Source organism: Thermogutta hypogea (genome assembly GCF_055386265.1).
Genome location: NZ_AP042425.1, coordinates 3,249,813 through 3,272,248, shown reverse-complemented (window position 1 = coordinate 3,272,248; position 22,436 = coordinate 3,249,813). Strand labels below are relative to the sequence as shown.

The following is a 22,436-nucleotide window of genomic DNA, read 5'->3' as shown; positions in this document are numbered from 1 at the left end:
CTTGCCAGAGATCGAGTTTCTCCGAAGCTGGAACGTTGTTCGCCGGGCCCGGATTTGATACGGTGATGTCACCATAACCACGCGGTGGGCGGCCGTGCCGCCGATGCGCGAGCACGCTCGCCCGATCCTGATCATCTCTCGTGTTGCCCCGACGGAGATAGCGGAATCCATGGAACGACGATTACGTCAGGCGGTGCTTGCGGCCGGACTAGTAGTGTCGGCGGGCGTCGTTGCGGCCGCGGAGTCTCAGCCGCCCAAACCCTGGGAGCAACTGTACCAGGGGCAGGAGGCCGCCGGTCCGGACGTGCTCGGCTTGTGGCAATTCCTGCCGGGGAAGGAGAGTCTCGACGGCGGCGGACGCGGGCACGACTTGACGCTCCGCGGTGCATCCCGATTCGTTCCCGGCGGCGTCTTCGGGAACTGCTTGGAGAGCTTTCGGGCGGGATCCGACGCCGACGTCCCGCACGGGGCGATCGTCAAGAACGCACCCGACCTCTCGCCCGCCGGGGCCTTCACTCTGGAATTGTGGATCAAACCCAAACCCGAGTTGGCCGACTGCGCGACGGCCTTTCTGTTGGACAAAAAGTATTATCCGTATCCCAAGGACTTGCCGCAGGCCAACTGCGACTATTGCCTCTATCTGCGGCGGACGGGCCTGGGAAAATACCGTCTGACGGCCTTTCTCGGATATGGCCGCGATTCGGCCGAATACGTGTCGCAGGAGATCGCATTGCCGTCCGGCGAGTGGACGCACGTGGCGTTCACCTACGACGGCGAGGGGGTAGGGCGGTTCTTCGTCAACGGTGAACCGAGCGGCCGCGTCGTCCACAAAGACCGCGGTCCGATCACGCCCGGCGGCTACAACCTCGTCATCGGCGATCGCTACGGCTCGATCCACGCCGGCTTTCCCGGCTGGATCGATCAAGTGCGGATCATGAGCGGAATCCCCCCGCACTTCGCGGGCGGCCTGGAGATCGCGCTTGCGCCGCTGAGCCGCAGGGCCTTTCTGCGGATGGAAGCGGACTCGGCCGTCGATGTGCTCGCCTTCAACGACGCCGCGGACGACGCTCGGGACCTGGCCGTTGCATGGGATTCGGCCGGCGTCGCCGGTTCCCGGACGATCCCCATCGTGCCGCACGGCGGCGAGACGCGAATCGCGATTCCCGTCGATACGCGATTGCGACCGGGCCGATATCCCTTGCGCGTCACCGTCTCGGGGAAGATCGGCGACCGGCTCGCGACGTCATCCTTGGACTTGGAAGTCACGGTGGCGCCGCGCCCCCTGCCGGACGTCATGCCCGTCGTGATGTGGGGGACGGGCGATCTGGATCGGCTGCAAGAGATCGGCTTTACCCATCAATTGATCTCCGCGGCGGACTACGATCGGATTTGGCCGGCCGGCGAACCGACCTCGCCCTTGGATGAGGCCGCCTTGGCGACCCGCGCGGCGGAGCTGAACGAGTATCTGGCGCGCGGCGTCGGGGCCGTCGTCTCGCTTTCTCCGGCGGCCTGGCTCGCGCGCGATCCCGAGCGCGGGGCGGCCTACCAACGTGTTAATCGCAACGGCGAACCTTACAAGGATGCCAACCCCTGCGGGCTGTTTCCCGAGCTGCCTCGCTTCTGCTACAACGTGGGAGCCTCGGTCGGGGAGGCCTTCGGGCGATTCCCGGCCGTGCAGGCGGCCTTGATCGACACCGAGGTCCGGGACGCCACGAATCTGTGCTTCCACGAGCACGACCGCGCGGCCTTTCGCGCTTTCGCAGGCTACGATATTCCTGAGCAGGCGACGAGCAAATGGGGTGTCCGCTATTCTTCGCTGCCCGAGTTCCCCGCCGATCGCGCCCTGGACGACGGCAATCCGCTGCTGACCTACTATCGCTGGTTTTGGAAGGAGGGGGACGGCTGGAACGCCTTGCACTCGGCCGTGCACCGCGGTCTGAAAGAGCACGGACGCAAGGACTGGTGGACGTTCTTCGATCCGGCCGTACGGGCACCCGCCGTGTGGGGCAGCGGCGGCGAAACCGATGTCATTTCCCAATGGACCTACAGCTACCCCGACCCCATTAAGATCGGCCAAGCCGCCGACGAACTGTTCGCCATGGCCGCGGGTCGCCCGGGCCAACAGGTCATGAAGATGACGCAGATCATCTGGTACCGCTCGCAGACCGCTCCCGAGTTGCCGCAAGACGAAACCCGTCGTGCCGAATGGGAGCGGCGCATCCCCGACGCGCGATTCATCACCATTTCGCCGGACCACCTCCGCGAGGCCTTTTGGTCGAAGATATCCCGCCCCGTCCGCGGAATCATGTACCACGGTTGGGGTTCGCTGGTGGAAGCCGACCATGGGGCGTATCGCTACACCCATCCGCAAACCCAGGAGGTCCTCGCGGAACTGATTCGCGATGTCGTCCGTCCCTTGGGCCCGACCTTGCTGCAAGTCCCCGATGTCCCCGCCGACGTCGCGATCCTCGAGAGTTTCTCGTCGCAAATGTTCGCGGGGCGGGGCAGCTTCGGCTGGGGAAAGTCCTGGGAGGCCGACGTGCACCTGGTTTTGCAATGGGCGCACCTGCAACCCAGGGTGATTTTCGAAGAAACGCTGCTCCGCGACGGACTGGACGGTTGCAAGGTGTTGGTGCTTCCCGCCTGCGATGTCCTGCCGCGGTCGGTGGTGGAGCGGATTCGCGCCTTCCAAGCCGCCGGCGGGATCGTCGTCGGCGACGAGTTCCTGGCCCCGGCCGTCTCGGCGGACGTCGTGCTCCCCGTCTATCGCCGCACGGGTGCCCCGGACCGCGACAAGGCCGAGTTGCAGGCCCTGGCCCAACGCCTCCGCGAATCCTTGGACTCCCGCTACCCCCGCCGCGTGGACGCCTCCGAACCGGACGCGGTGGTCCGCCTGCGGCAATACGGCGAGGCGCTCTACGTCTTCGTCCTCAACGACCGCCGCACCTTCGGCGATTATGTGGGGCACCACGGCAAGGTCATGGAAGTGGGGCTGCCCCTCCGGTCCGAAATCTCCCTACAAAGTCCGAACGGCACGGTGTACGAGCTCCCGGCGGGACGCACGGCGGCGGCCGACGGCGACGGCACGCGGCTGCGGTGGAACGTGGAGCTGGGGCCCGGCGGCGGCAGGCTCTTCATCGTGCTACCTCGGCCCATCGCCGGGCTCGAATGCCGGGCACCCGCCGAGGCACGCCGCGGCGAGACGATCGACCTTGCGGTCCGCATTACGGACGCCGGCGGCGGTGCGATTCCGGCGGTATTGCCCGTCGAGCTCATCCTCACCGATCCGCAGGGACGGCGAGCGGAGCCGAGCGGATATTACGCCGCCAAGGACGGGGTGTTGAACGTCCGCTTCGAGTCGGCTCCCAACGACGCGCCGGGCGAGTGGACGTTATCCGTGCGGGAATTGGCGGGCGGGGCCTCCGCGCAATGCACGCTGCGGCTCCGGTGACGGGACGCTGCTCCCCGGGAACACGCACGGCGGTCCCGGGGAAGATGTGAAAGGAGTGCCGGCCATGGGCCTGTTGGAAAAACGGAACCCCAAAGCGACTTGGCGATCGGTGCTCTTCAAGTCGGTCGTTTCGATGGGTGGCGGCGCCGCATTCTTTTTTCTCAACTTCAAAGAGGAATATCGCCATGCTTGGGTCATCACCTTGCCGCCTTGGTTGTTGCTGTGCGGTTTGGTGGGGGGGCTGATGGAGTGGCAGATTCCCCCGGACGAAGATGACGTGCCCCCGCCCGACGACACGCCCGACGACACGCCGGAGCCGCCTGCCTGAGCCGGTGCGATCATGACGCAACACCGGCAACCAAATGCGCCACCGGCCGGAAACCCGCCGCGGCAAACATGTGGAACGGGTATTGAATCCCGGGCAGCGACGCAATACCGCCGGCTCTCTCGCCGGAGGCTCCAAAACCGGCTCGACCTGCCGTCTGAGGTTCGCCTATACGCCCCAGGCTTGCGCCGACGCCGGAGCGCTATTCCACGATGGTAATTTCGCCGACGCGGTATCGCCGCTGTCCGTCATCGCCGTCGAGGGGCAAGGCGATGACCGGCGAGCCCGTCTTGTCGCCCACGGACAAATACACCTGATACTTGCCCGGTCGTAGCTGGAAGGGCAGGCAGAACGCGGCCTTCCACGTGACGGTCGGCGGGGGCGGCAGGTTTTCGTCGACTGGCTCGTCCGCCGCCGGCCCCTTTAATTCGACCTCGCGGACCGGCAGCGTGCGGACGTCGGCCTTTTCATCGACGCACACGGCGACGATTCCGCCTTGGGCATCCTTGAGCGTGACGGCGGGATGCCCGCCGCCGTGGCACGGGGCTACGCCGTCGTTGCACCAGGTGGAAGTCAGCGCGAGGGGAGCCGTCCGCGACTGCCGCGCCGGATACGACACTTCCAGCGGCAGCAGCCGATATCCCAGGCGGCGGTTCATGCGATCGATGAGCGGCCGACATTCTTCGAGGAATTCCCGCGGCCACCAATGGATCGAGGCGTACGACGCGTGGTACTCGAACATGGCTCGGACGTACATCGAGCCGTCCCCCCAGGCCTCGCGATTCTTCGACGGGCCGTAGTGCTCGCTCTCCAGGATGACCGGCAGGCGGGGCCAAAAGTCCTGTGCCATTGCGGCGTGGAAGTACGAGTTCGGCCGCGGCTGCACCATGATGCTGTCGTCGCGCAGCGTCAGGCCGGCATCCCGCGCGTACGCGATCGCCTTTTCGCCTTCCTCCGTCATGACGTAATCGTCGTTGGCCGCCAGCAACGTTCGGGAAAAGTGCTTGCGGTGCAGGTCGATGTGCCGAATCACGGTATCCGCCGAGTAACGGATGCGGGTGGAAGCGAAGGTGTGCCCCTCGCCCCACACCCCGAAGGATCCGACGTCGATCCAGGCCACGTCGGGACGGCCGTCGTAGCGGTCGGCCAAGGCCGCGAGGAAGTGATCCAGCTTCTCCAGGAAAACAGGGTCGTTGTAATCCGGCTCCCAATACGGGCCGTCTTCCTGAACGCCGGCGCCGGGCCGAAAGTTGAATCCCTTGGCTCCCGCCTTTTCCACCCATTCCGGCGTGGCGTAGCGGGTCCACGACTCGCTGCACGAGATGCGAAGGGCGATTTGTTTGCCTTTGGCGATCCAGCGCTGGGCCGGGGTATCCAGCACCGACCAGCAGAATCGGCCTTCCTCCGGTTCCAAGTACGACCAAGGAATGCGGAGGTAAACCACCGTCAGGCCGGGAAAATCGTCCACCGTATCGGAAGGCGACAAGCGCGAGCCGTAGTTGGCCGGCACGTTGTCGTAATAGTGCAGAACCCAGCCCATGCCGGGGTTGCAAAGGGCCGCTCCGTTGTCCTGGAATCGGACGACGACCCGCTCCTCGGCGTCCCCGTGCTCGCCGGGTTGCGTCTCTTCCGAGCGGACGAACCCGACCCAAACCGCCGTCATGACCAGCGAAATCCAAACGTGGCGACAGAGCATGTCTGGCTCCTGTTGCAAGGGCCGGTAGGGAATCTTTCGCGCCGGGTCGGCTCGATCATCCAACCGACGGGTACCTCAGCCTAAAGCCGTTTGCCGCATTCTCGACCGCGGCGGAGCGTGCCCCTCCATTTCCCTTCGCGCCGTCCGCAGCGCGCGACTTGGGCGTCAACCCGAAGCTCGAAAACGCGGGATGCCACATCGAGCCCGGAGAGGGACGCGCTCGCCGGCTTCGGCGGTTTTGCGGTCGCTCCCCAAGGGACGAGCCCCGTCGCGTCCGTGTTTCGGCACCGGCCCACTCATGATACGGCCGATCTTGCCACGCCGCAAATCGTACTGCAAGCGGCGACCGGGCGTGATACAATGGCGTCCGATCTCGGATGCGGCAGGCCTGTCTTACCGCCGTCGCCCCGTGCCGGGGGCCTGCCCGCAATCGCGGGCCGTGCATCCGGGAGAATAGCCTTCCGCGTCCGCTGGTTCCGCATGTTGCACCGCAGGGAGAACGTCCTCATGATCGCACGATCGCTTGGAGTGGTTTGTGGGGTGGCGTCGGCCGCAGTGCTCCTGTTAACGTCGGCCGCAGGATCGAAGGCACACGCCGAACAGACCGCGGCGGACATCGCTCAGCTTTCGCCCGCCGACCCGTTGCCGCCGCCTCCGCCCGGCAAGAAGTGGGTCCTCGTTTGGCACGACGAGTTCGACGGCGGCAAGATCGACGAGTCCAAGTGGACGATCTACGGGGATTGGGCACGCCGCGACGGCTTTTGGGTCAAAGAGGATTCCTACCTCGACGGCAAGGGCAACTTGGTGATCCGCACCAAGCGAGACGGCGAACGATTCACTTCGGGGGCGATCGCCACCCGCGATAAATACGCCAAGAACTTCGGGTATTTCGTCTGCCGTTGCACGCACCCCAAGCAGCCGGGGCATTGGGCCGCCTTTTGGATGTTCGGTTCCGGCGTGGGGCGCGTCGGTGACGAAGGCCGTGACGGCACCGAAATCGACATCATGGAAATGCCCTATCGCGACGGGCGGTTGACCTCCAATTTGCACTGGGACGGCTACGGCAAGGACCACCGGCACGCCGGCACGGTCTTCTCCCGCCCGGAGATTCTCGAGGGATTCCACACCTACGGCCTGTGGTGGAAACCGGACGAATACGTTTTCGACGTGGACGGCAAGGAGACGTGGCGAACCTCGGCCGGCGGCGTCTGCCAAGTGCCGCTCTATCTCAAACTGACGGTCGAAATCGGCGAGTGGGCGGGAGACATCCGCAAGGCCGATCTGCCCGAGGAATGGCTCATCGACTACGTCCGCGTGTACGACCTGGTGGATGAATAGATGGCGGGCGACATCCGGCGGCGAGGCGAGTATCGTTCGTAGCCGGCGGCCGATCCGCAGTCGCGCCTTGGCTCGCGCCGGCCGCGTTATTCTTCGAGATGGACTTCCAGCAGGGTGGTCACGCCTTTCTTTCCGAAGACGCCCACCAGCGATTCGCCCGCGAAATTGCAACCCAGGAACGCGCGGTTTCCCGGAGCGGCAAGCGAGCGATAGAACACCCATTGCCGCGATCCCAGTTGCACACGGTAGGCGACGGCCGCATCCGCCGCGACGACCTGCCCACGCTCCGTGACGGTCAGGCTTCGCCAAAGGGGCGGTGCTTGTCGCTCGGCCTCGCTCCGGGCGATGAGGAACACGAAGGGGAAAAAGACGGCCCGCCCTTCGAACCGACCGCGCCGACTCACCATCCCCGGTCCCATCGAGGGCGACGTTGCGACGGCTTCAAGATTCTCCGGCGGAACCAGACACGCCGACCACGTTGCCCAACCGTTTCCCGGCGGCAGGTCGGCGGACGATCCATCGTCATCCCGCCGAACGCCGGGTTGGATTCCGTGGGCCGCCTCCACCGTCCAGCAGGCCCGGCGCGGACTCAGGATCGCATCTGCCAGGAAGAGGACGCCGTGTCGGCTGAGGTACGTGAGTTGCCGTTGGAGCCGTACGCCGTGAGACAGCTTCATCTCGTATTCCCAATGGTCGATCTGCCCCTCGCGATAGCGGCACACTTGTTCCCAGTCGCTTCGCGAGACCAGGGGCGTCCGCCCGCGCGTCACGGTGGTCAGCCACGGTCCCCGCAACCACGGTTCAGGCGATCCCCAGCGGACTTCCATGGCGCTCCCCAGGCAATCGATGATCGGCCCGGCGCTGCTTCCGCCGCGAGAATGGAGGGCCGGTAGCGCGCCGGGGCCTGCGTGATCGGTGGTTCGTAGCATGAGCGTCGATCCTCTTTATCTTTGCGGCCGGGCCGCCGGGATACCCGCGCGGTGTTCCGGCCCATCGCCGCGAATTCTATAATGGGCGGAGTCGTCGTCCTTCGTGCCGTCGGTCATCCGTAGTTAGGAGTTCCTCGGGTGCGTCTCAAAAACGTCCCTCGTCGAACGCCCCGTCCGGTCCTTCAGAATGAGCGCGTCTCTCCGGGGCTTGCGACAAAGCGGTTCGGCGCCGCCGTTTGGCGGCTCGCGCTGCTGGTTGCCCTGTGCGGATGCCGTCCGTCGCCGCCGACGGAACCGGCGGTCCCCGCCCCCTCGCAGCCCGCGGCGGCCGCCGAGCAATCGGACGGCACCGAGACGCAGACCCCGGCGGACGCCTCCGCCCAACCGGAAACGGCACACCTCCAGGCGGTTCTCTCACTCAGCATACTGGGCGACAACGAGTGGAAACAGGGCGATACCGTGACCTTTCGCACGGTGGTCGAAAACAAGGATACGGCCGAGATTTCCGATCTCGAGTTGCGATGCGAAATCCAGTTCGGACTGACGGACACCATCGGCGAGGGGCGATCGCGGGTTCCCTTGGGGCCGCTGCCGCCCGGCGGATTGCGCTCCTATGAAAGCGAATATTGGGCCACCAAGCCGGGGATCTGGTACGTCAAGGCCGCCCTCTACCGGCAAGACACGCTGATCGAGGCGGCTTCGCGGACGTTCTACATCCGAGAGGTGGAGCAATCCCGAGAACCCAGCCCCGCCGAAGCCCCCATCGAGCAAGGTCCGCCGTTGGTCGAGCAGGCCGCCGCATTGACCCGACTGGATCCCGAACGACCGATTTGGGTGGACGCCGAGAGGCGGGCTGTGATTCTGATCGGCCGCGTGTGTCAGCGGCAATGCTCCCTGGAATTGTTCGCATGTGTCCGCAACTCCAAGGAACACGAGTCGGTCCTTTCCATCGCGGTGCCGCCCAGTCTGGTGCACGCGGGACTGTTGGCCGTGGGCGCGGAGCCGGGACGGCCCGTCCAGTTCTATCCCGAGTACGTTCCCGCTCAGGGACCCGAGGTGGATATCCGCTTGATTTGGAAGGATGAACAAGGAAACGTCCACCAGTCGCCCGCCCAAGAGTGGGTTCGCAATGTTCAGACCGGCCGTGCCCTCGAGTTTCCCTGGATTTTCACCGGCAGCCAAATGCTCAAAGAGGAGGAAGGCTCGGACAAGGAATATTACTATGCCGATGCGACGGGCGAGCTGATCTGCGTCTCCAATTTCCCCAGTGCCGTGCTCGACCTCCCGATTCGCAGCAGCGATAGCAACGAAGCCCTGATGTTCGAGGCGTTCACGGAACGGATCCCCCCGCTCGGCACGGAGGTGACGCTGATCCTCACGCCGAAGCCCGCGGCGACGAAACCGGACGGGGAATCCGGTGGGCAAGAGCCGGCCGCCCCACCGGCCGAGCCGCCGCCCACCTCCGAGCCGCCAAGGTGATGGAGCGCGGCGCGCATAAAGCGGCGGGCATTTCACGGGGCACTTCCGGCGACGCCGAAACGTTCGTAAAATAGGCGGTTGTGAGGATACCGGCGATTCGCGGCGGGCCGAACGGGGTGGAATCGCCCGAACTGCCCGGCTCGGCAAGTTCTGAGCCGGCCATCGCGACCGATTCTTGGCCCGGCTCTCTCCGACGAATCGGCAAGTGGGCAGGGGCAGTTGCGCCCGTAGCTCAATTGGATAGAGCATCGGTCTTCGGAACCGAGGGTTGGGGGTTCGAGTCCCTCCGGGCGCGTTTCATCGACCCGCGCTAGAACTCAAGACGCCGCTGGCCCTGCCCCGCCGTAACCCCCGTCGCCGCAAGACCGGGTCTCGGGGCAGTCCCCCCACGCGGAATCGTAGAACGAGTCGGCCTGGCCGCCGGCCGAGGCCGAGCGGACATTGGCCCTATTGCACCTTGTGATGGATTGAATCTTACTGCCTTGGTTTCTGAGGGCCGGCCACCGAAGGCAAGTCACCCATCCAGCCAGCGCCGCCTAATAGTCGAACGTGAGCCGGCCCGCGTCGAACTCCTCAAGAACCAGCCGGCACTCGAAACCTAATATCCCGCCTAACTTGATCAATTCTTCCAGCACTTGACGCGCCTCCTCGGGCCTCCAAAAAAGTGCATGTGCTGCGGCCACTGATCGCACATCGGGGTCAGGGTCGCGCATCAGTCCGCAAATCGCCTCTCGACCTTCCGGCGTAGTCCTCAGCTCCTTGTATATCTCATGCGCGCGATCGTGCGCACGGTTCGCCCTCTCAGGGTCCATCTTTCTTTGCGGATCCGTCAAAGCACGGCTACAGTACTCTGCGCTTTCTAAAACGGCCTCCCGAAATTGCGCAATCAGAATCTGGATTCGGTCTGACACCATAACTATGCTTTAAACCTCATGGCAATGGCTTGCCTTCGAGCACCAGTTGCAAAATCAGCAAGCCAAACTCCTGCTGTTTCTGAAATGGCTGACCGTCTAGCCACTGCCGCACCGTCTTTCCACCTGCGAAACCCCTTGTAGGTATGGAGGAATAGTAGTCCGCAATCCTTTGGTTGACTTCTCTCGGGACGGCCACCACATTTTCCGTGTTGTGGATCGCCTTCGGACCGAAGCGAGCAAGGTTGCTGGGGCGCTGTCCGACAATATGATGCCACACCTTACCGTCGCCGGCCGGTCCCAATGCCGCTTTCAGCGCGTCAAAGGACTTGAACGGCCGTAGGACACCGGCAGTGTCCGCCGCCTTATCGAGGCCCTTGGCGGCGCCGCTCCGATGGCCGATGTACTCGAGAAGGTCCTCCAGGCCATGCAGCAGGTTCTTAAGGATGTCGACTACCAGCCCTTGGCTTCCGATCCCGATCTGCCCCGCTGGCGCAACACGGCGCAGTGGGCACGCGCGGCGATGGTCAAAGAGGGCCTGATGAAGGGCGACAGCCCCCGCGGCATGTGGGAGATCAGCGACGCCGGCCGCCGACACCTGGCCGAAAGCGATTCGTCCGAGCGTTGAACGTATGGCGGCGCCTGCGCGACTGTTTGGAGACAGTCGTCCACGCCGGTCGATCGGTACATTTTGGAAGCCGACGCAATTCAAAGCGGACGCAACCGCATCCCTGCGTCACACAAGGTCGACGACCGACAGTACCGATTTCTGAGACACGCACGGCGACTGTTTAATCCAAATTATTCCGGCGTTCCGCTACGCGGCCCATGGCAACACAAAGCACGGAAGCTGACGTCTTGCGGACAACGCAGTGGACCGCGGCGGGGGACCCAATGCTGCCGTTCCCGCCTCCGGTAAGTTGATTGGTGTCGCCCTCATTCGGCCTCTCCGGATGTTGAACTCGGCGATGTCCCGCGCGGCGTTGATGCGGCCCAGCAACGCTTGCGGCGTCGCATCCGTCGTGCGGTCATCCGTCTTCTTGTGGGTTTCAAGCGATCGTATGGGCGGGAGCCGGGCTTGCCTGCGTCTCTCGGTCAACCTCTGGCGAGATGCCATCTTCGCCGATACACTCAAGACGCGGTCTCGCTGGGAGATCGGCAGGGGGAAGGCCGGGCAAGACGATGAGCTCGGCGTGGTTTCGATGGGAAGGGGGGAATCATGCAACGTCGTGATTTCTTGGTCGGTTCGGCGGTCGTGGGGACGGGGCTGGGGTCGGCCCTGAAGACTGCCGCGGTGCAGGCCCAATCGGTTTCCGGGAAAGGAGAGACGAAAATGGCGTTTGTACAACCTCCGCTTCCGTACGCGATGGACGCCTTGAAGCCGTTCCTCTCGGAGGAGCAAATCCAGTTTCACTACGGGAAGCATCACGCCGCCTACTTCAAGAACTTGAACGCTTTGTTGGAAGGCAAACCGGAGAGCACGCTGTCGTTGCGGGACGTGGTCATCCAGGCGCCGGCCGGCCCGGTGTTCAACAACGCGGCTCAGGCCTGGAATCACAGCTTCTATTGGGACTGCTTGAAGCCGCAGGGGGGCGTTCCGAGCGGGGCCTTAGCGGCGGCGATCGAGCGCGACTTCGGAGATTCGGCGAAGCTCCGCGCCGCCATGTCCGAGGCCGCCGTCAAGCTCTTCGGCTCCGGCTGGGCCTGGCTGGCCGCCGACAAAGACGGCAAGCTCCAGGTGCTGGCCCTCGGCAACGCCGATACTCCCTTGAAGCACGGCCTGGAACCGGTCCTCACCATCGACGTGTGGGAGCACGCTTACTACATCGACTATCGCAACGATCGCGCGAAGTACGTGGAGGGCTTCTGGGATCACGTCGATTGGGACTTCGCCGCAAAGTGTTTTGCCCGGGCGGCGGGCTGAGGCACGGCCGTTCGCAAAGACCGCAGCTCGTGCCGGGCCGCAACAAAGCATCCTCGCCACAATCGCAAGGGCGAGAACGACGCCGCGATATTTTTCAAAACCCGGCGTCACGACGTCCTGGGAAACTCGTGGCCCACGGAGCCGTGTGTTAAGTGGGAATGCCGGCGTTGGGACGCACAACTTCGCCCGTGCGACGGCTCACGGCGGAAGGGGCCGGGATACGGCCTTTTGAGCCGATTCGCGGCTCCCAGAGAGTTTCGTTCCCAGCCCGAAAAGAGCGAGCTTGTGGATCCAGCGACGGGCGGGCGGCCGCGGATGCGGTCGTTCCAACAATCACCATGCGGAAGTCCTTCGAAAAACACAGGAGAAAGGCCCCATGCGTTGTCGGAAATTGTCGGCCTGCTACGCGCCAAGACCATACGCTCCAAGAGCGGCGCGGCTCGTTTCGCTGGTATTGGGAGTCGCATGTATGATCGCCGGCCCCTTCGCCGAGAGTGAGGAACGTTCGGACGAGGTTGCGGTCCGCGCGGTGAAGAGCCCGGACGGTACGCTCGGCATCCGCCATTACGCCGCCAATCGTCCGCCCTTGGTGCCCAGTCCGCTGACCAAGCTGCCGGTCGGCGCGGTCCGAGCCAAAGGCTGGCTACAGACGCAATTGGAGCTGGAAGCCGACGGCTTCGTAGGCCGACTGCACGAGGTGAGCCGCTTCCTGGATCCGCAGGGCAATGCCTGGCTCAGCCCTACCGGCGAGGGCGAACAGAGCCATTGGGAAGAGGTGCCTTACTGGCTCAAGGGCTACGGCGATTTGGCCTACCTCTTGGAACGGCCGGAAATGATCGCCGAGGCCAAGCGGTGGATCGAGCCGGTGATGCAAAGCCAACGCGAGGACGGCTACTTCGGTCCCGTCCGCAACCTGAAGGTCGTCGGCCCCCCCCGTGATCTGAAGCCCGACGTTTGGCCGAACATGGTCATGCTCAACGTCTTGCAGTCGTATCACGAATATACGGGCGATCCGCGGGTCCTCGATTTGATGCGCCGCTACTTCCGCTGGGAGCTGGAGCTGCCGGAGGAGGACTTCCTCTTGCCGTATTGGCAAAACCAGCGGGCAAGCGACAACTTGGCGAGCGTGTATTGGCTGTACAATCGGACGGGCGAGGGGTGGCTTTTGGAGCTGGGCGAGAAGATCTTCCGGCGTATGGCCCGCTGGGATCAGGGCGTGGCTAACTGGCATGGTGTGAACATGGCGCAATGCTTCCGCGCCCCGGGCATCTTTTACCAGCAAAAAGGGGATTTCGCCCTGCTGGAGCGGGCATGGCTCAACTATGAGGACATGCGGCGCCAATACGGACAGGTGCCGGGCGGATTGTACGGCGCGGATGAGAACTGCCGGCCGGGCTACCACGACCCCCGTCAGGCCGCCGAGACCTGCGCCATGGTCGAGATGATGCTCTCGTGCGAGATGCTGGCGGCCCTCTCCGGCGACGTAAAGTGGGCCGACGTCTGCGAGGACGTGGCCTTCAACTCGCTCCCCGCTTCGATGACGCCGGACCTCAAGGCCCTGCGCTATCTCACGGCGCCCAACCTGGCGGTGTCGGATGCCAAAAACAAATCGCCGGGGGTGCAAAACGGCGGGCCGATGTTCTGCATGGATCCCTACGATCACCGCTGCTGCCAGCACAACGTTTCGCACGGCTGGCCGTATTTTACGGAACACCTCTGGATGGCGGCGGCGGGAGACGGTTTGGCGGCCGTCCTCTACGCCCCGAGCACGGTCCGTGCCAAAGTCGGTCCGGAAGGCCGCGAGGTCGTCGTCAGCGAAGAGACGCGGTATCCCTTCGACGAAGAGGTTTTGTTCAAACTCGGCATGGAATCGTCCGTCGCCTTTCCCCTGTACTTGCGGGTACCGAGCTGGTGCGAGTCACCGTTGCTGCGGCTCAACGGCCGCGCTTTGCCGGCGCCCGCCGTCTCCGGCGGCTGGTTGGTCGTGGAACGCACCTGGCGCGACGGCGATGAGCTGACGTTGACGCTGCCGATGTCGATTCGTCTCCGCGTGTGGGAGGCGAATCATAACAGCGTCTCGGTCGATCGCGGTCCGCTGACGTACTCGCTGCGGATCGGCGAGCGCTACGTCAAGCACGATCGCACCGAGGAGTGGCCGTCCTGGGAGATTCACCCCACGACGGATTGGAACTACGGGTTGGTTCTCAGCGATCCGCCCGAGAGCGGCTTCGAGGTGATCCGGCGTGAGGGGGCCGCGGATCGGCAACCGTTTACGGCGGAGGCGGCGCCGATCATGCTTCGGACCAAAGCCCGAAAGATACCGGAGTGGCAGCTCGATCAGTACGGGCTGGTAGCGCCGTTGCAACCGTCGCCGGTTCGATCCGACGAGCCGACGGAAGACGTGTTGCTGATTCCGATGGGTTGTGCCCGGTTGCGGATTTCGGCCTTTCCGGTGATCGGTTTCGGCCCGGAGGCCGTCCGTTGGCAGGTGCCCAAGGCCCCGCCCGTCGAAGCCTCGCACTGCTTCGAAAACGACACTCCGGCGGCGGTCGTCGATGGGATCGTGCCGCGAAGCTCCGGCGATCAAGGCCTGCCCCGTTTCACTTGGTGGCCGCACAAGGGAAGTTGGGAATGGATCATCTACCGCCTGGAAGAACCGAAAAAGGTCTCCGCCGTGGAGGTCTACTGGTTCGACGATACGGGCGTCGGTCAGTGCCGCACCCCTGAATCGTGCCGCGTGCAGTGGTGGGACGGCGGCGATTGGCGCGACGTCGCGCCCGACGCCGCAGTGGGAGTCGACAAAGATCGCTTCAATCGGCTGGAGTTCGACGCCGTGGAGACGTCCCAATTGCGGCTGTACGTGAAGCTGCGGCATGGCTTCTCGGGCGGGATCCTGGAGTGGCGCGTGGAGTGATCGCTCGGTTCGGGATCTCGCGTCGTCTCGGCGTTCCCACAGTTACTCGCCGAAAGAGGCTGTTTTGGCGGTCGCATCCGCGGCCGGGTTCCGAGCCAGCGGGCCGTTCGGAGCCGCCCTGCGGATCGTCCAATCGTCGAGGCAGGCGTCGCCCAAGCCGGTCATCATGATCCGCAGCCGCAGCTCGCCGGATTGCGCGGCCGTGCGATACATCCGGACCGGTCGCCAGCCCACGGTCCTTGGAATCCGCACCGCCAGGGCCTCGCCGCCGATGGAATCCTGGATGACCAGACCGTCGGGACTGCCCGAGGTGGGACGCGAAATATAGACCCAGCCCTCGATCCGCACGAGGTCGCCCGCTTGGACGGTGATCGGCGGCGCATCGCACCAGATGGGCGGCGACTCGACGTTGACTGCGGGACGCTGCGGGTCGCCGGGAAGAACCGATAGGCACAGGCCGAGGTTTCCGGATCGCGCCGCCGTCGCCAAGAGGCGGGCCCGCGATTCCACGCCCGGCACGGGATATTGATAGACCTGCCAACCGGCGGAGGACCAAGCCTCGGCGCTTTCCATGTCTCCTCCCGGTAAGCGGTTGTCGCCCCAGGCAGCGGTGCTCCAGCGATCGCGCCGCGCTAAATACCAAGGAAGCGTTTGGAAGGATACAGCCAAGGGGTCGGACGTAGGGTCGGCGGCGGGATCCAGGACCGATTCCCAGATCATCCGGCGGAGCAAGGCCGGGGGACGCACCGCCCGCTGATATTGCCGGATGGCGTCCGCGGCGTCGCCCCGGGCTTGTGCCGCCTCGCCCGCTTGCAAGCTATCGGCGGACATGCGAAACCACGCCTCGGCGTTGGGTGCGGCATACTTGCTCCGTCCCATTTGCTCGTACACGGCACGGACCTGCCGCAGGGTTTCGGAGGCGATTTCTTTCCACAGCTCGGCCACGCGCACCGCTGAAGGCGAACCGCGCTGCGACAGATGGTGCAACACCAAGGGGTCTTGCGTTAGGACGACCGACGAGGCCGGGCCGCACTCCGTCAATCGTACGCGCATGCCGCCCGTTACTCGCTCGGCATCGAGCGGGGCCATATTGCCCGGCAGCAACAGATAGGCGGTGTAGGCGTCGGGGACGCCGGGGACGACGAAGGCGACCTCTTGGGCGGCCGACTGCCCAGTTACCAGTTGCGAGCCGGGACCGATCCACAGCGGAATCAACAGCCGCGCCCGATCGGTGCGGAAGAGGGCGGCGGTGACCTCGGGCCGATTGCTTTCCACCATGCCCACGAATTGCCCGCCGGATAGGAAAGGTTCCACCAGCGCCAACTCGCGGTTTGCCAGCTCCAGCGCCGCCGCGCGGAGCCGCGACGCCCGGTCCGCCGCATCCAGCGGAGATCGCGATCGGTAAATCAAGCCCCTGGCCCCCGCGGTTAAAGATAAATATGTCAAAATGCGAATCTGCTCCGGCTCCAAAGCGTCGATGGCGGCAGGCTCGATGCCGGCGCCGCGCCATTGATCGAGGAGGGCCGGGTCGGGTTGCGTCTGCACGGTCACCCAAGCCGGCGTCCCGGGGCGAGGCAGCAGGAGCCGTCCCTGAAGCCACTCGGCATAGTTGCGGAACGTCAGCGCGGTGTAAGCGGGATCTCGCCCGAAGATCAGGACGTCCACGGCCCGGCTCGCCGCCCGAAGATCGGTTTGCGGTCGAGCCGCCAAGAGCCGGCCGGCTTGTCCATCGCGGCGGCGCAATTCGCTCGCCGACCGCTGCAAGGCGATAACCTCCTCCGCCGAGCTTTGCTCTCCCAGGTCCCAGGCCAAGACCGGCTCGAACAGCGGGCCGAGCGTACGATCCAACCCCGACGCTCCCGGCGACGGCAATAGTCCGAGCTGGGGTCGCGTAATGACCCACATCCCCCTCTCCCGCGCTGCGCGCAAGAACGCCTCGCTCGCTTGTTCCGACCACACGGCGTTGAAGCCCAAGCGTTGCAGGAAATCCAGCGGCTCTCCTCGGTGTTCGACGGCGCGAACGAAGAACGGTTGCCCGTCGATCCGCAGCAGCGAACCTTCCAAGGCAATCCGGCTTTGGGGTGCCGTCGCGCCCTCTCTTGTATCAGGATTGCCGCGAATCACCGTCGTCAGGGGCGGGGAATCCTCGGCGAAAGGCGTATTGGACCACCCGGCCGCCGGCACGACGTTTCCGTCGGCTCGCGGCGCGGTGAAGGGATCGCGGGGCGTAAAGGTGCCGGAAAACGGCTGGGGATCCGCCGTCCCGGCCGTTGCTGCGGATGGGAAAGCGGGGACGCCTTCGCCGACCGTCGGCGGCGGAACTCGCCCGAACGTTTCAATGTTGCCGATCCAGACTTCGTTCTCGCCCGGACCGCCGTACACATTCAGCACGATGCCGTTGATGACGGCGCCCCGGGTGTCGATGGATAACCCGCCCAACTGCAATCGCAGCGGGCGAATCTCGCGTTCCAAGCCGCGCGGGACGTCGGTCACGTGGAGCGCGGTCCAGCCGCCCGCCACGCGGAGGACCTCGCCCGGCACAAGCAGGGCCAAGGGGTTCCCCGTGCGGCGATCCACCGTTCGCGGCAGCACGACGGAAAAGAAGACCTGGATGCCCGGCCGGACGGCGCGGACTTCCACTTTGCAGGCCGATTCCTCGATCACGGCTGCGGGCGGAAGGGGGTGGAAATAATAGACGGCGGTGCCTACCCCGGCCGAGATTGCGATCCGCTCGACCATGCGATTATCGGGCGGCAGCGGCTCGACGCGATGCAGCGTCTCCCGGCAGGTCGCATCTCCGCCTGCGTACTGCCATTGCAGTTGGGGGGCCGGCGTCTCGGAAGCCGCATTCCAGCCCGCGGGATCACCGACTTGGGATGCCGCCGAGACTGCGATCCGGCAGGCGAACGGTAGGAGGATGGCGACAACGAGCAGGGGGCCGTTCAGCGAAAAGCGGTAAATCGGCACAGACGGTCGGCCGCGGGGGAACCCCGTCCGAAGTCTCTTCGCCGAGCCGGACCGCGTCAGGCGGACACGTCGCCGAATCGCCAATGCGACAAAGCCCCGTCTCAACGCGAGTTGAGGCTCAGGGCTGTCGTCAGGCTGGGCGACGGTACTAGCAACGGGTCGAGGCATGGCGGACGTGCGGCGGCAGTGGAACGCCTGCGTGAGATGCTGCGTGAGATCGTGAGATCCTGCGTGAGATGACGTCTCCTTGTCAGGCGCCGAGATTCGGCCGAACAAGTCCCGCTTTTACCACGATTTGTTGCTTTAGACCAGATCAACTGTTGACGCAAGGCAACATGCGAACCCACGGGGACGGCGGAGGCATCGATCGCAAAGCCAATAAGGACAAGCACTTGCGCGTGTGTTCCCGACGGGAAAAGGCTGCGGCATCCCGTCTGCGTCGATCCGCTCTCGCAGCAAGACATCGTTGACGCCCCGGCAGCCCAGTTGAAGAGATGACACCCATGACGCAGTCCCGCTTCGGCAAGCAAGAAGATCAGGCGATCATCCCCCCCGAATTGCAGGAGCTGGTGCAGACGATCGCATCGCTGCCGGATCCCTACCGGACGCAGTTGCAAGGACCGCTCGGGCGGGTGGTCGATAACGCCCGCCGCCGCCGCCAGATCCTGAATCTCGTGCAAGACGCCCTCGGTGAGCTGCGATTGGATATGAAGTATCTGCTGTTCGACCTGGACGCCACCCGGCGTGAACGAGACGAGTATCGCCGGAAATTTGAGCAAAGCAAGGAAAACGGATAATCCTGGCAACGGGATCGCGCAGCCCGCGCCGATCCGTTCGCCCTGAAGTCACAAACCTCCTCTCAGTTCCCCCCTCAAGTACTGGAAGGGCCTATCTCATAGAGAGTTAGGCCCTTCCAGATTTCTTGCCCCTTCTTGCCCCTTAAGCCGCATCCCGGTTGACGGTCGCACGCGTCTTGATCGCTACGGCCGGCGTCCCACGGCTGACGAACGGCGGCGTACGCGGGCGATCCGGATGCTTGCGAGTTCGGCCGCGACAAAACGCGGCGGATGTGGCGGCTCTGGTTGACCCGACTAGTCCGGAACACTATCCTTAGGGTTCTACCCTGCGTGAGCGGTCCACGCATGGTGAAATGGGACTAGACCGGGTGATTCTTGCGTCAACGCCGACCCCTCCCTGCGGGGAGATATGTCGGTGTGCCCTAGTTAGGAGCAATCCGTGGCGACTATTTTGGTGAAGGATTTGATCGAGGCGGGCGTCCATTTCGGCCACCGCGCGAGCCGTTGGAACCCCAAGATGCGGCCGTACATTTACGGGCGCAGGAACGAGATTCATATTATTGACGTGCGGGAGACCCTCCGCGGTCTATTGCGTGCCCGCAAGTATCTCCAAGGCGTCGCATCGAAGGGTTCGTTGATTCTGTTCGTGGGCACGAAGCGGCAGGCGGCGGACATCGTCGCCGAGCAGGCCCAGCGCTGCGGCATGCCGTATGTCAGCGATCGGTGGCTGGGCGGCACGCTGACCAATTATGCCACGATTCGCAGTCGCTTCGCCCGTCTGGAGGAGTTGGAGGGCTTGATCCACAGCGACGCGATTCACACCTACTCCAAGAAGATGCAGTCGGCTCTCAACCGAGAATACCGCAAGATTCACCGCAACTTGCACGGTTTGCGGACCATGGAGCGTTTGCCGGAGTGCCTGGTGATCGTCGATCCCAACAAGGAAAAGAACGCGGTGCGCGAGGCCCGCAAGTTGGGCATCACCACCGTGGCCTTGATCGATACCGATTGCGATCCGGACGACGTGGACCTGCCCATCCCCGGCAACGACGACAGCATGCGTTCCATCGAGGTGGTGTTGACCGTGCTGGCGGATGCCATCATCGCGGGTCGAGCCTCGGCCGGGTTGTTGAAGGAGGGGCCGGCCGCCGCGGAAAAGGAAAAAACCGCCGAGCCGCGGCCCGTTCCCCAACCCAACCCCGTGGACTGAGCAGCGGCCCGGAACCGCCGCGGACAAGGCTTCGCGGGTTGAGCGTTCGAAATCGGCACCGAGCGGCCGTCGATCGAATCCTACGGACGGCCGGGCTTCGGTGATGGTTCATACAGCTTAGATGGGAGATCGAGTTATGTCGCAGATATCCGCCGCCGTGGTCAAGGCGTTGCGTGAGCGTACCGGGCTGCCCATGATGGATTGCAAGCGGGCCTTGGAAGAGGCGGAAGGCGACGCCGACAAGGCGATCGAGATTCTGCGCAAGGCCGGTCAAAAGGTCATGGAAAAGCGAGCCGACCGCGAGACGGCGTTCGGCCGGATCGCGATTTATCAGGACTTCGCCGGCAAGCGGGCCGCCATGGTCGAGCTGCTCTGCGAGAGCGCGCCCGTCACCAAAAGCCCGGACTTCATTGATTTGGCCGAGGACATGGTGCAGCAATTGGCATTGGGACCCGGCGCTCAATCCGCCGAGGAGTTGCTGGCCCAGCCCTCCCGCAAGGACCCGGCCCGGACGCTCAAGGACCGCCTGACCGAAGTCGTGAACCGCATCCGCGAGAGCTTTCGCGTGGGCCGGATTCTTCGCTTGGACGGTTCGTGCGGTGCCTATCTGCACCACGACGGCAGCAAGGCCGCCCTGGTCGAGGTGGAAGGCGGCGACGCCGATCTGGCCAAGGAAATCTGCATGCATGTCGTGGCCATGCGGCCCAAGGCCATGAAACGCGACGAACTCGATCCCGCCTTGGTGGCCAAGGAACGCGAAATCCTCACCGAGATGACGCGGCAGTCGGGCAAGCCCGAAAACATCATCCCCAAGATCGTGGAAGGGCGGATGAAGGATTTCTACGCCCAGAACTGCCTGGTGGACCAACCGTTCGTCAAGGAGCCGGGCAAGTCCGTCCAACAATTCGCCGGCGACCACGGCATGAAGCTCGTCCGCTTCGTCTATTGGGAAATCGGCAAGGAGTAAGACCGCGATGATGGGAGGAGAAACCGCCGCGGACGGGTCGTCGTATCGCCGCGTGATACTGAAAATATCCGGCGAAGGCTTCGCCGTGGGAGGTCAACGCGGCATTACCATGACTTCCGTGGTGGAGCTGGCGGAGCAGATCGCTCGGGCGGCAAGCGCCGGCGTCCAGATCGTCGTCGTTCCGGGCGGCGGCAATATCCTCCGCGGAGCGCAATTCAAGGCGGGCAGCGCGGCCATTCAAGAGGCCACCGCACACTACATGGGTATGCTGGCCACCGTCATCAACGGGCTGGCCCTGCAAGACGCCTTGGAATCGCTGGGCGTCGAAACGCGATTGGCCTCGGCGATCCGCATGGAGAACGTGGCCGAACCGTATATCCGCCGCCGCATCGACCGGCACTTGGAAAAAGGTCGGGTGGTGATCGTGGCCGCGGGGACGGGCCGGCCTTTCGTCACCACCGATACCGCCGCCGCTCAGGCCGCCTTGGAGTTCAAGGCCGACATCTTGCTCAAGGCCACCAAGGTGGACGGCGTCTTCAGTGACGATCCCATCCGCAACCCCCATGCGGTTCTGTACGGTCGCTTGACATACGCCGACTATTTGGGCCAGAATCTCCGCGTTCTCGACAAAGAAGCCGTCACCAAGTGTGCCGAACACCGGATGCCGATTCTGGTCTTCAATTTCCAGAAACCGGGGAACATCGAGCGGGCGATTCGCGCGGAGCCGGTGGGAACGCGGATCAGCGACGCGGTCCCGGCCGCCCCTTCGCCTGCCGCGTAACACCGCACGGATTCCGCATCTTCGCCGCCGACGGAACGCAGACGCGATTGGGAACGGGAGCCTCGGTGCCGCCGATCTGGGAGACCTCGCCATGACCGAAGATGAAATCCTGCTGACCGTGGAAGAGAAGATGGAAAAGGCGGTCTGCGTGCTGAAGGAGAACCTAGCCGGCATTCGCACGGGCCGCGCCAATCCCGGTTTGGTCGAAAGTCTCCGCGTGGAGGCCTACGGCGCGCCGGTGCCGCTCAAACAATTGGCGGCCGTGGCCGCGCCCGAGCCGCAGCAAATCGTCATTCGCCCCTACGATCCCGGCACGCTCAAGGACATCGAGAAGGCGATCCAGGTGAGTGACCTGGGTTTCAATCCGCAGAACGACGGCCGCGTCATCCGCATCAACATCCCGCCGTTGTCCACCGAAGTCCGCCGCAAAATGGTCGCCCGAATCAAGGAGTTGTGCGAGGATGCCAAGATCGCCGTGCGGAACATCCGCCGCGAAGGCAATAAATGGGCCGACCAAGCCGAGAAGGACAAGGAGATCACCGAGGACGACCGCGACCGCATCAAGGAACGCATCCAGGAGTTGACGAAAGAGTACGAGGAAAAGGCCAACGAACTGGCCCAAAAGCGGGAAAAGGACGTCATGGAGGGGTGACGCCGCATCCCCGCGCCACTCGGAAGGCGAGGTTCGAGCCTCGGGTTAAAGCGTTCAGCTCGGGCGTCAGCCCAAGGGAAATCACGCTCCCGATC

Annotated in this window: 17 protein-coding genes and 1 tRNA gene; 13 read left to right on the top strand and 5 right to left on the bottom strand. The window is 64.5% G+C overall.

Features of this window, described 5'->3' with window-relative positions:
* Window positions 1–169 precede the first annotated feature (169 nt).
* Window positions 170–3,451, top strand: coding sequence for a LamG-like jellyroll fold domain-containing protein (locus ACZ5B4_RS11800; protein WP_464911429.1), 3,282 nt, complete (start codon window positions 170–172; stop codon window positions 3,449–3,451).
* Between the two features lie 64 nt (window positions 3,452–3,515).
* Complete coding sequence (locus tag ACZ5B4_RS11795) at window positions 3,516–3,779, top strand: hypothetical protein (protein ID WP_464911428.1); 264 nt, start codon at window positions 3,516–3,518, stop codon at window positions 3,777–3,779.
* 199 nt (window positions 3,780–3,978) lie between these two features.
* Here ACZ5B4_RS11795 and ACZ5B4_RS11790 read toward each other — a convergent pair whose 3' ends face one another.
* Window positions 3,979–5,472, bottom strand: a complete 1,494-nt coding sequence (locus tag ACZ5B4_RS11790; protein WP_464911427.1) for a DUF4832 domain-containing protein — start codon at window positions 5,470–5,472, stop codon at window positions 3,979–3,981.
* 507 nt (window positions 5,473–5,979) lie between these two features.
* Here ACZ5B4_RS11790 and ACZ5B4_RS11785 point away from each other — a divergent pair.
* Entirely contained in the window at window positions 5,980–6,810 is an 831-nt protein-coding gene (locus ACZ5B4_RS11785; protein WP_464911426.1) for a glycoside hydrolase family 16 protein, read from the top strand.
* An 86-nt stretch (window positions 6,811–6,896) separates the two neighbouring features.
* Here the strand turns inward: ACZ5B4_RS11785 and ACZ5B4_RS11780 are convergent, their stop codons facing one another.
* On the bottom strand, window positions 6,897–7,739 hold the full coding sequence (locus ACZ5B4_RS11780; protein WP_464911425.1) for a hypothetical protein: 843 nt from the start codon (window positions 7,737–7,739) through the stop codon (window positions 6,897–6,899).
* A 138-nt stretch (window positions 7,740–7,877) separates the two neighbouring features.
* On the opposite strand from ACZ5B4_RS11780, the gene ACZ5B4_RS11775 reads away from it, so the two are divergent.
* Both ACZ5B4_RS11775 and ACZ5B4_RS11770 read left to right on the top strand, forming a co-directional pair.
* The gene (locus ACZ5B4_RS11775; RefSeq protein ID WP_464911424.1) at window positions 7,878–9,218 is read left to right on the top strand and encodes a YdjY domain-containing protein; all 1,341 of its coding nucleotides are present in this window, start codon (window positions 7,878–7,880) and stop codon (window positions 9,216–9,218) included.
* A gap of 221 nt (window positions 9,219–9,439) precedes the next feature.
* Window positions 9,440–9,513 (top strand) — tRNA-Arg (locus tag ACZ5B4_RS11770).
* Between the two features lie 241 nt (window positions 9,514–9,754).
* On the opposite strand, the gene ACZ5B4_RS11765 is transcribed toward ACZ5B4_RS11770, so the two are convergent.
* Window positions 9,755–10,132, bottom strand: a complete 378-nt coding sequence (locus ACZ5B4_RS11765; protein WP_464911423.1) for a DUF2019 domain-containing protein — start codon at window positions 10,130–10,132, stop codon at window positions 9,755–9,757.
* A gap of 16 nt (window positions 10,133–10,148) precedes the next feature.
* Window positions 10,149–10,409, bottom strand: coding sequence for a hypothetical protein (locus ACZ5B4_RS11760; RefSeq protein WP_464911422.1), 261 nt, complete (start codon window positions 10,407–10,409; stop codon window positions 10,149–10,151).
* Window positions 10,410–10,496: 87 nt separating this feature from the next.
* Between ACZ5B4_RS11760 and ACZ5B4_RS11755 the strand changes: the two genes are divergently transcribed.
* The 3 genes from ACZ5B4_RS11755 (at window position 10,497) to ACZ5B4_RS11745 (ending at window position 14,967) form a co-directional block, all read left to right on the top strand.
* Window positions 10,497–10,757, top strand: coding sequence for a winged helix-turn-helix domain-containing protein (locus ACZ5B4_RS11755; protein WP_464914021.1), 261 nt, complete (start codon window positions 10,497–10,499; stop codon window positions 10,755–10,757).
* A 591-nt stretch (window positions 10,758–11,348) separates the two neighbouring features.
* Entirely contained in the window at window positions 11,349–12,053 is a 705-nt protein-coding gene (locus ACZ5B4_RS11750; protein WP_464911421.1) for a superoxide dismutase, read from the top strand.
* A gap of 469 nt (window positions 12,054–12,522) precedes the next feature.
* Window positions 12,523–14,967, top strand: a complete 2,445-nt coding sequence (locus ACZ5B4_RS11745; protein WP_464911420.1) for a beta-L-arabinofuranosidase domain-containing protein — start codon at window positions 12,523–12,525, stop codon at window positions 14,965–14,967.
* A 42-nt stretch (window positions 14,968–15,009) separates the two neighbouring features.
* Here ACZ5B4_RS11745 and ACZ5B4_RS11740 read toward each other — a convergent pair whose 3' ends face one another.
* A complete protein-coding gene (locus tag ACZ5B4_RS11740) occupies window positions 15,010–17,934 on the bottom strand; it encodes a hypothetical protein (RefSeq protein WP_464911419.1) in 2,925 nt (974 codons plus the stop codon).
* Window positions 17,935–18,437: 503 nt separating this feature from the next.
* On the opposite strand from ACZ5B4_RS11740, the gene ACZ5B4_RS11735 reads away from it, so the two are divergent.
* From ACZ5B4_RS11735 to frr, 5 genes are all read left to right on the top strand, one after another.
* Window positions 18,438–18,731 (top strand): transcriptional regulator, encoded by a 294-nt coding sequence (locus ACZ5B4_RS11735; RefSeq protein WP_464911418.1) that lies wholly within the window; start codon window positions 18,438–18,440, stop codon window positions 18,729–18,731.
* A gap of 439 nt (window positions 18,732–19,170) precedes the next feature.
* A complete protein-coding gene (rpsB, locus tag ACZ5B4_RS11730) occupies window positions 19,171–19,941 on the top strand; it encodes a 30S ribosomal protein S2 (RefSeq protein ID WP_464911417.1) in 771 nt (256 codons plus the stop codon).
* Between the two features lie 136 nt (window positions 19,942–20,077).
* Window positions 20,078–20,908, top strand: coding sequence for a translation elongation factor Ts (gene tsf / locus ACZ5B4_RS11725; protein WP_464911416.1), 831 nt, complete (start codon window positions 20,078–20,080; stop codon window positions 20,906–20,908).
* Window positions 20,909–20,915: 7 nt separating this feature from the next.
* On the top strand, window positions 20,916–21,689 hold the full coding sequence (gene pyrH, locus ACZ5B4_RS11720; protein ID WP_464911415.1) for a UMP kinase: 774 nt from the start codon (window positions 20,916–20,918) through the stop codon (window positions 21,687–21,689).
* 91 nt (window positions 21,690–21,780) lie between these two features.
* The gene (gene frr / locus ACZ5B4_RS11715) at window positions 21,781–22,341 is read left to right on the top strand and encodes a ribosome recycling factor (protein WP_464911414.1); all 561 of its coding nucleotides are present in this window, start codon (window positions 21,781–21,783) and stop codon (window positions 22,339–22,341) included.
* The last annotated feature ends 95 nt before the right edge of the window (window positions 22,342–22,436 follow it).

Bases quoted from the DNA above. Each gene is read 5' to 3' on its own strand.
- pyrH (WP_464911415.1), top strand. From the start codon at position 20,916: ATGATGGGAGGAGAAACCGCCGCGGACGGGTCGTCGTATCGCCGCGTG.
- ACZ5B4_RS11790 (WP_464911427.1), bottom strand. From the start codon at position 5,472: ATGCTCTGTCGCCACGTTTGGATTTCGCTGGTCATGACGGCGGTTTGG.
- tsf (WP_464911416.1), top strand. From the start codon at position 20,078: ATGTCGCAGATATCCGCCGCCGTGGTCAAGGCGTTGCGTGAGCGTACC.
- ACZ5B4_RS11800 (WP_464911429.1), top strand. From the start codon at position 170: ATGGAACGACGATTACGTCAGGCGGTGCTTGCGGCCGGACTAGTAGTG.
- ACZ5B4_RS11780 (WP_464911425.1), bottom strand. From the start codon at position 7,739: ATGCTACGAACCACCGATCACGCAGGCCCCGGCGCGCTACCGGCCCTC.
- ACZ5B4_RS11745 (WP_464911420.1), top strand. From the start codon at position 12,523: ATGATCGCCGGCCCCTTCGCCGAGAGTGAGGAACGTTCGGACGAGGTT.
- ACZ5B4_RS11785 (WP_464911426.1), top strand. From the start codon at position 5,980: ATGATCGCACGATCGCTTGGAGTGGTTTGTGGGGTGGCGTCGGCCGCA.
- frr (WP_464911414.1), top strand. From the start codon at position 21,781: ATGACCGAAGATGAAATCCTGCTGACCGTGGAAGAGAAGATGGAAAAG.
- ACZ5B4_RS11735 (WP_464911418.1), top strand. From the start codon at position 18,438: ATGACGCAGTCCCGCTTCGGCAAGCAAGAAGATCAGGCGATCATCCCC.
- ACZ5B4_RS11765 (WP_464911423.1), bottom strand. From the start codon at position 10,132: ATGGTGTCAGACCGAATCCAGATTCTGATTGCGCAATTTCGGGAGGCC.
- ACZ5B4_RS11750 (WP_464911421.1), top strand. From the start codon at position 11,349: ATGCAACGTCGTGATTTCTTGGTCGGTTCGGCGGTCGTGGGGACGGGG.
- ACZ5B4_RS11795 (WP_464911428.1), top strand. From the start codon at position 3,516: ATGGGCCTGTTGGAAAAACGGAACCCCAAAGCGACTTGGCGATCGGTG.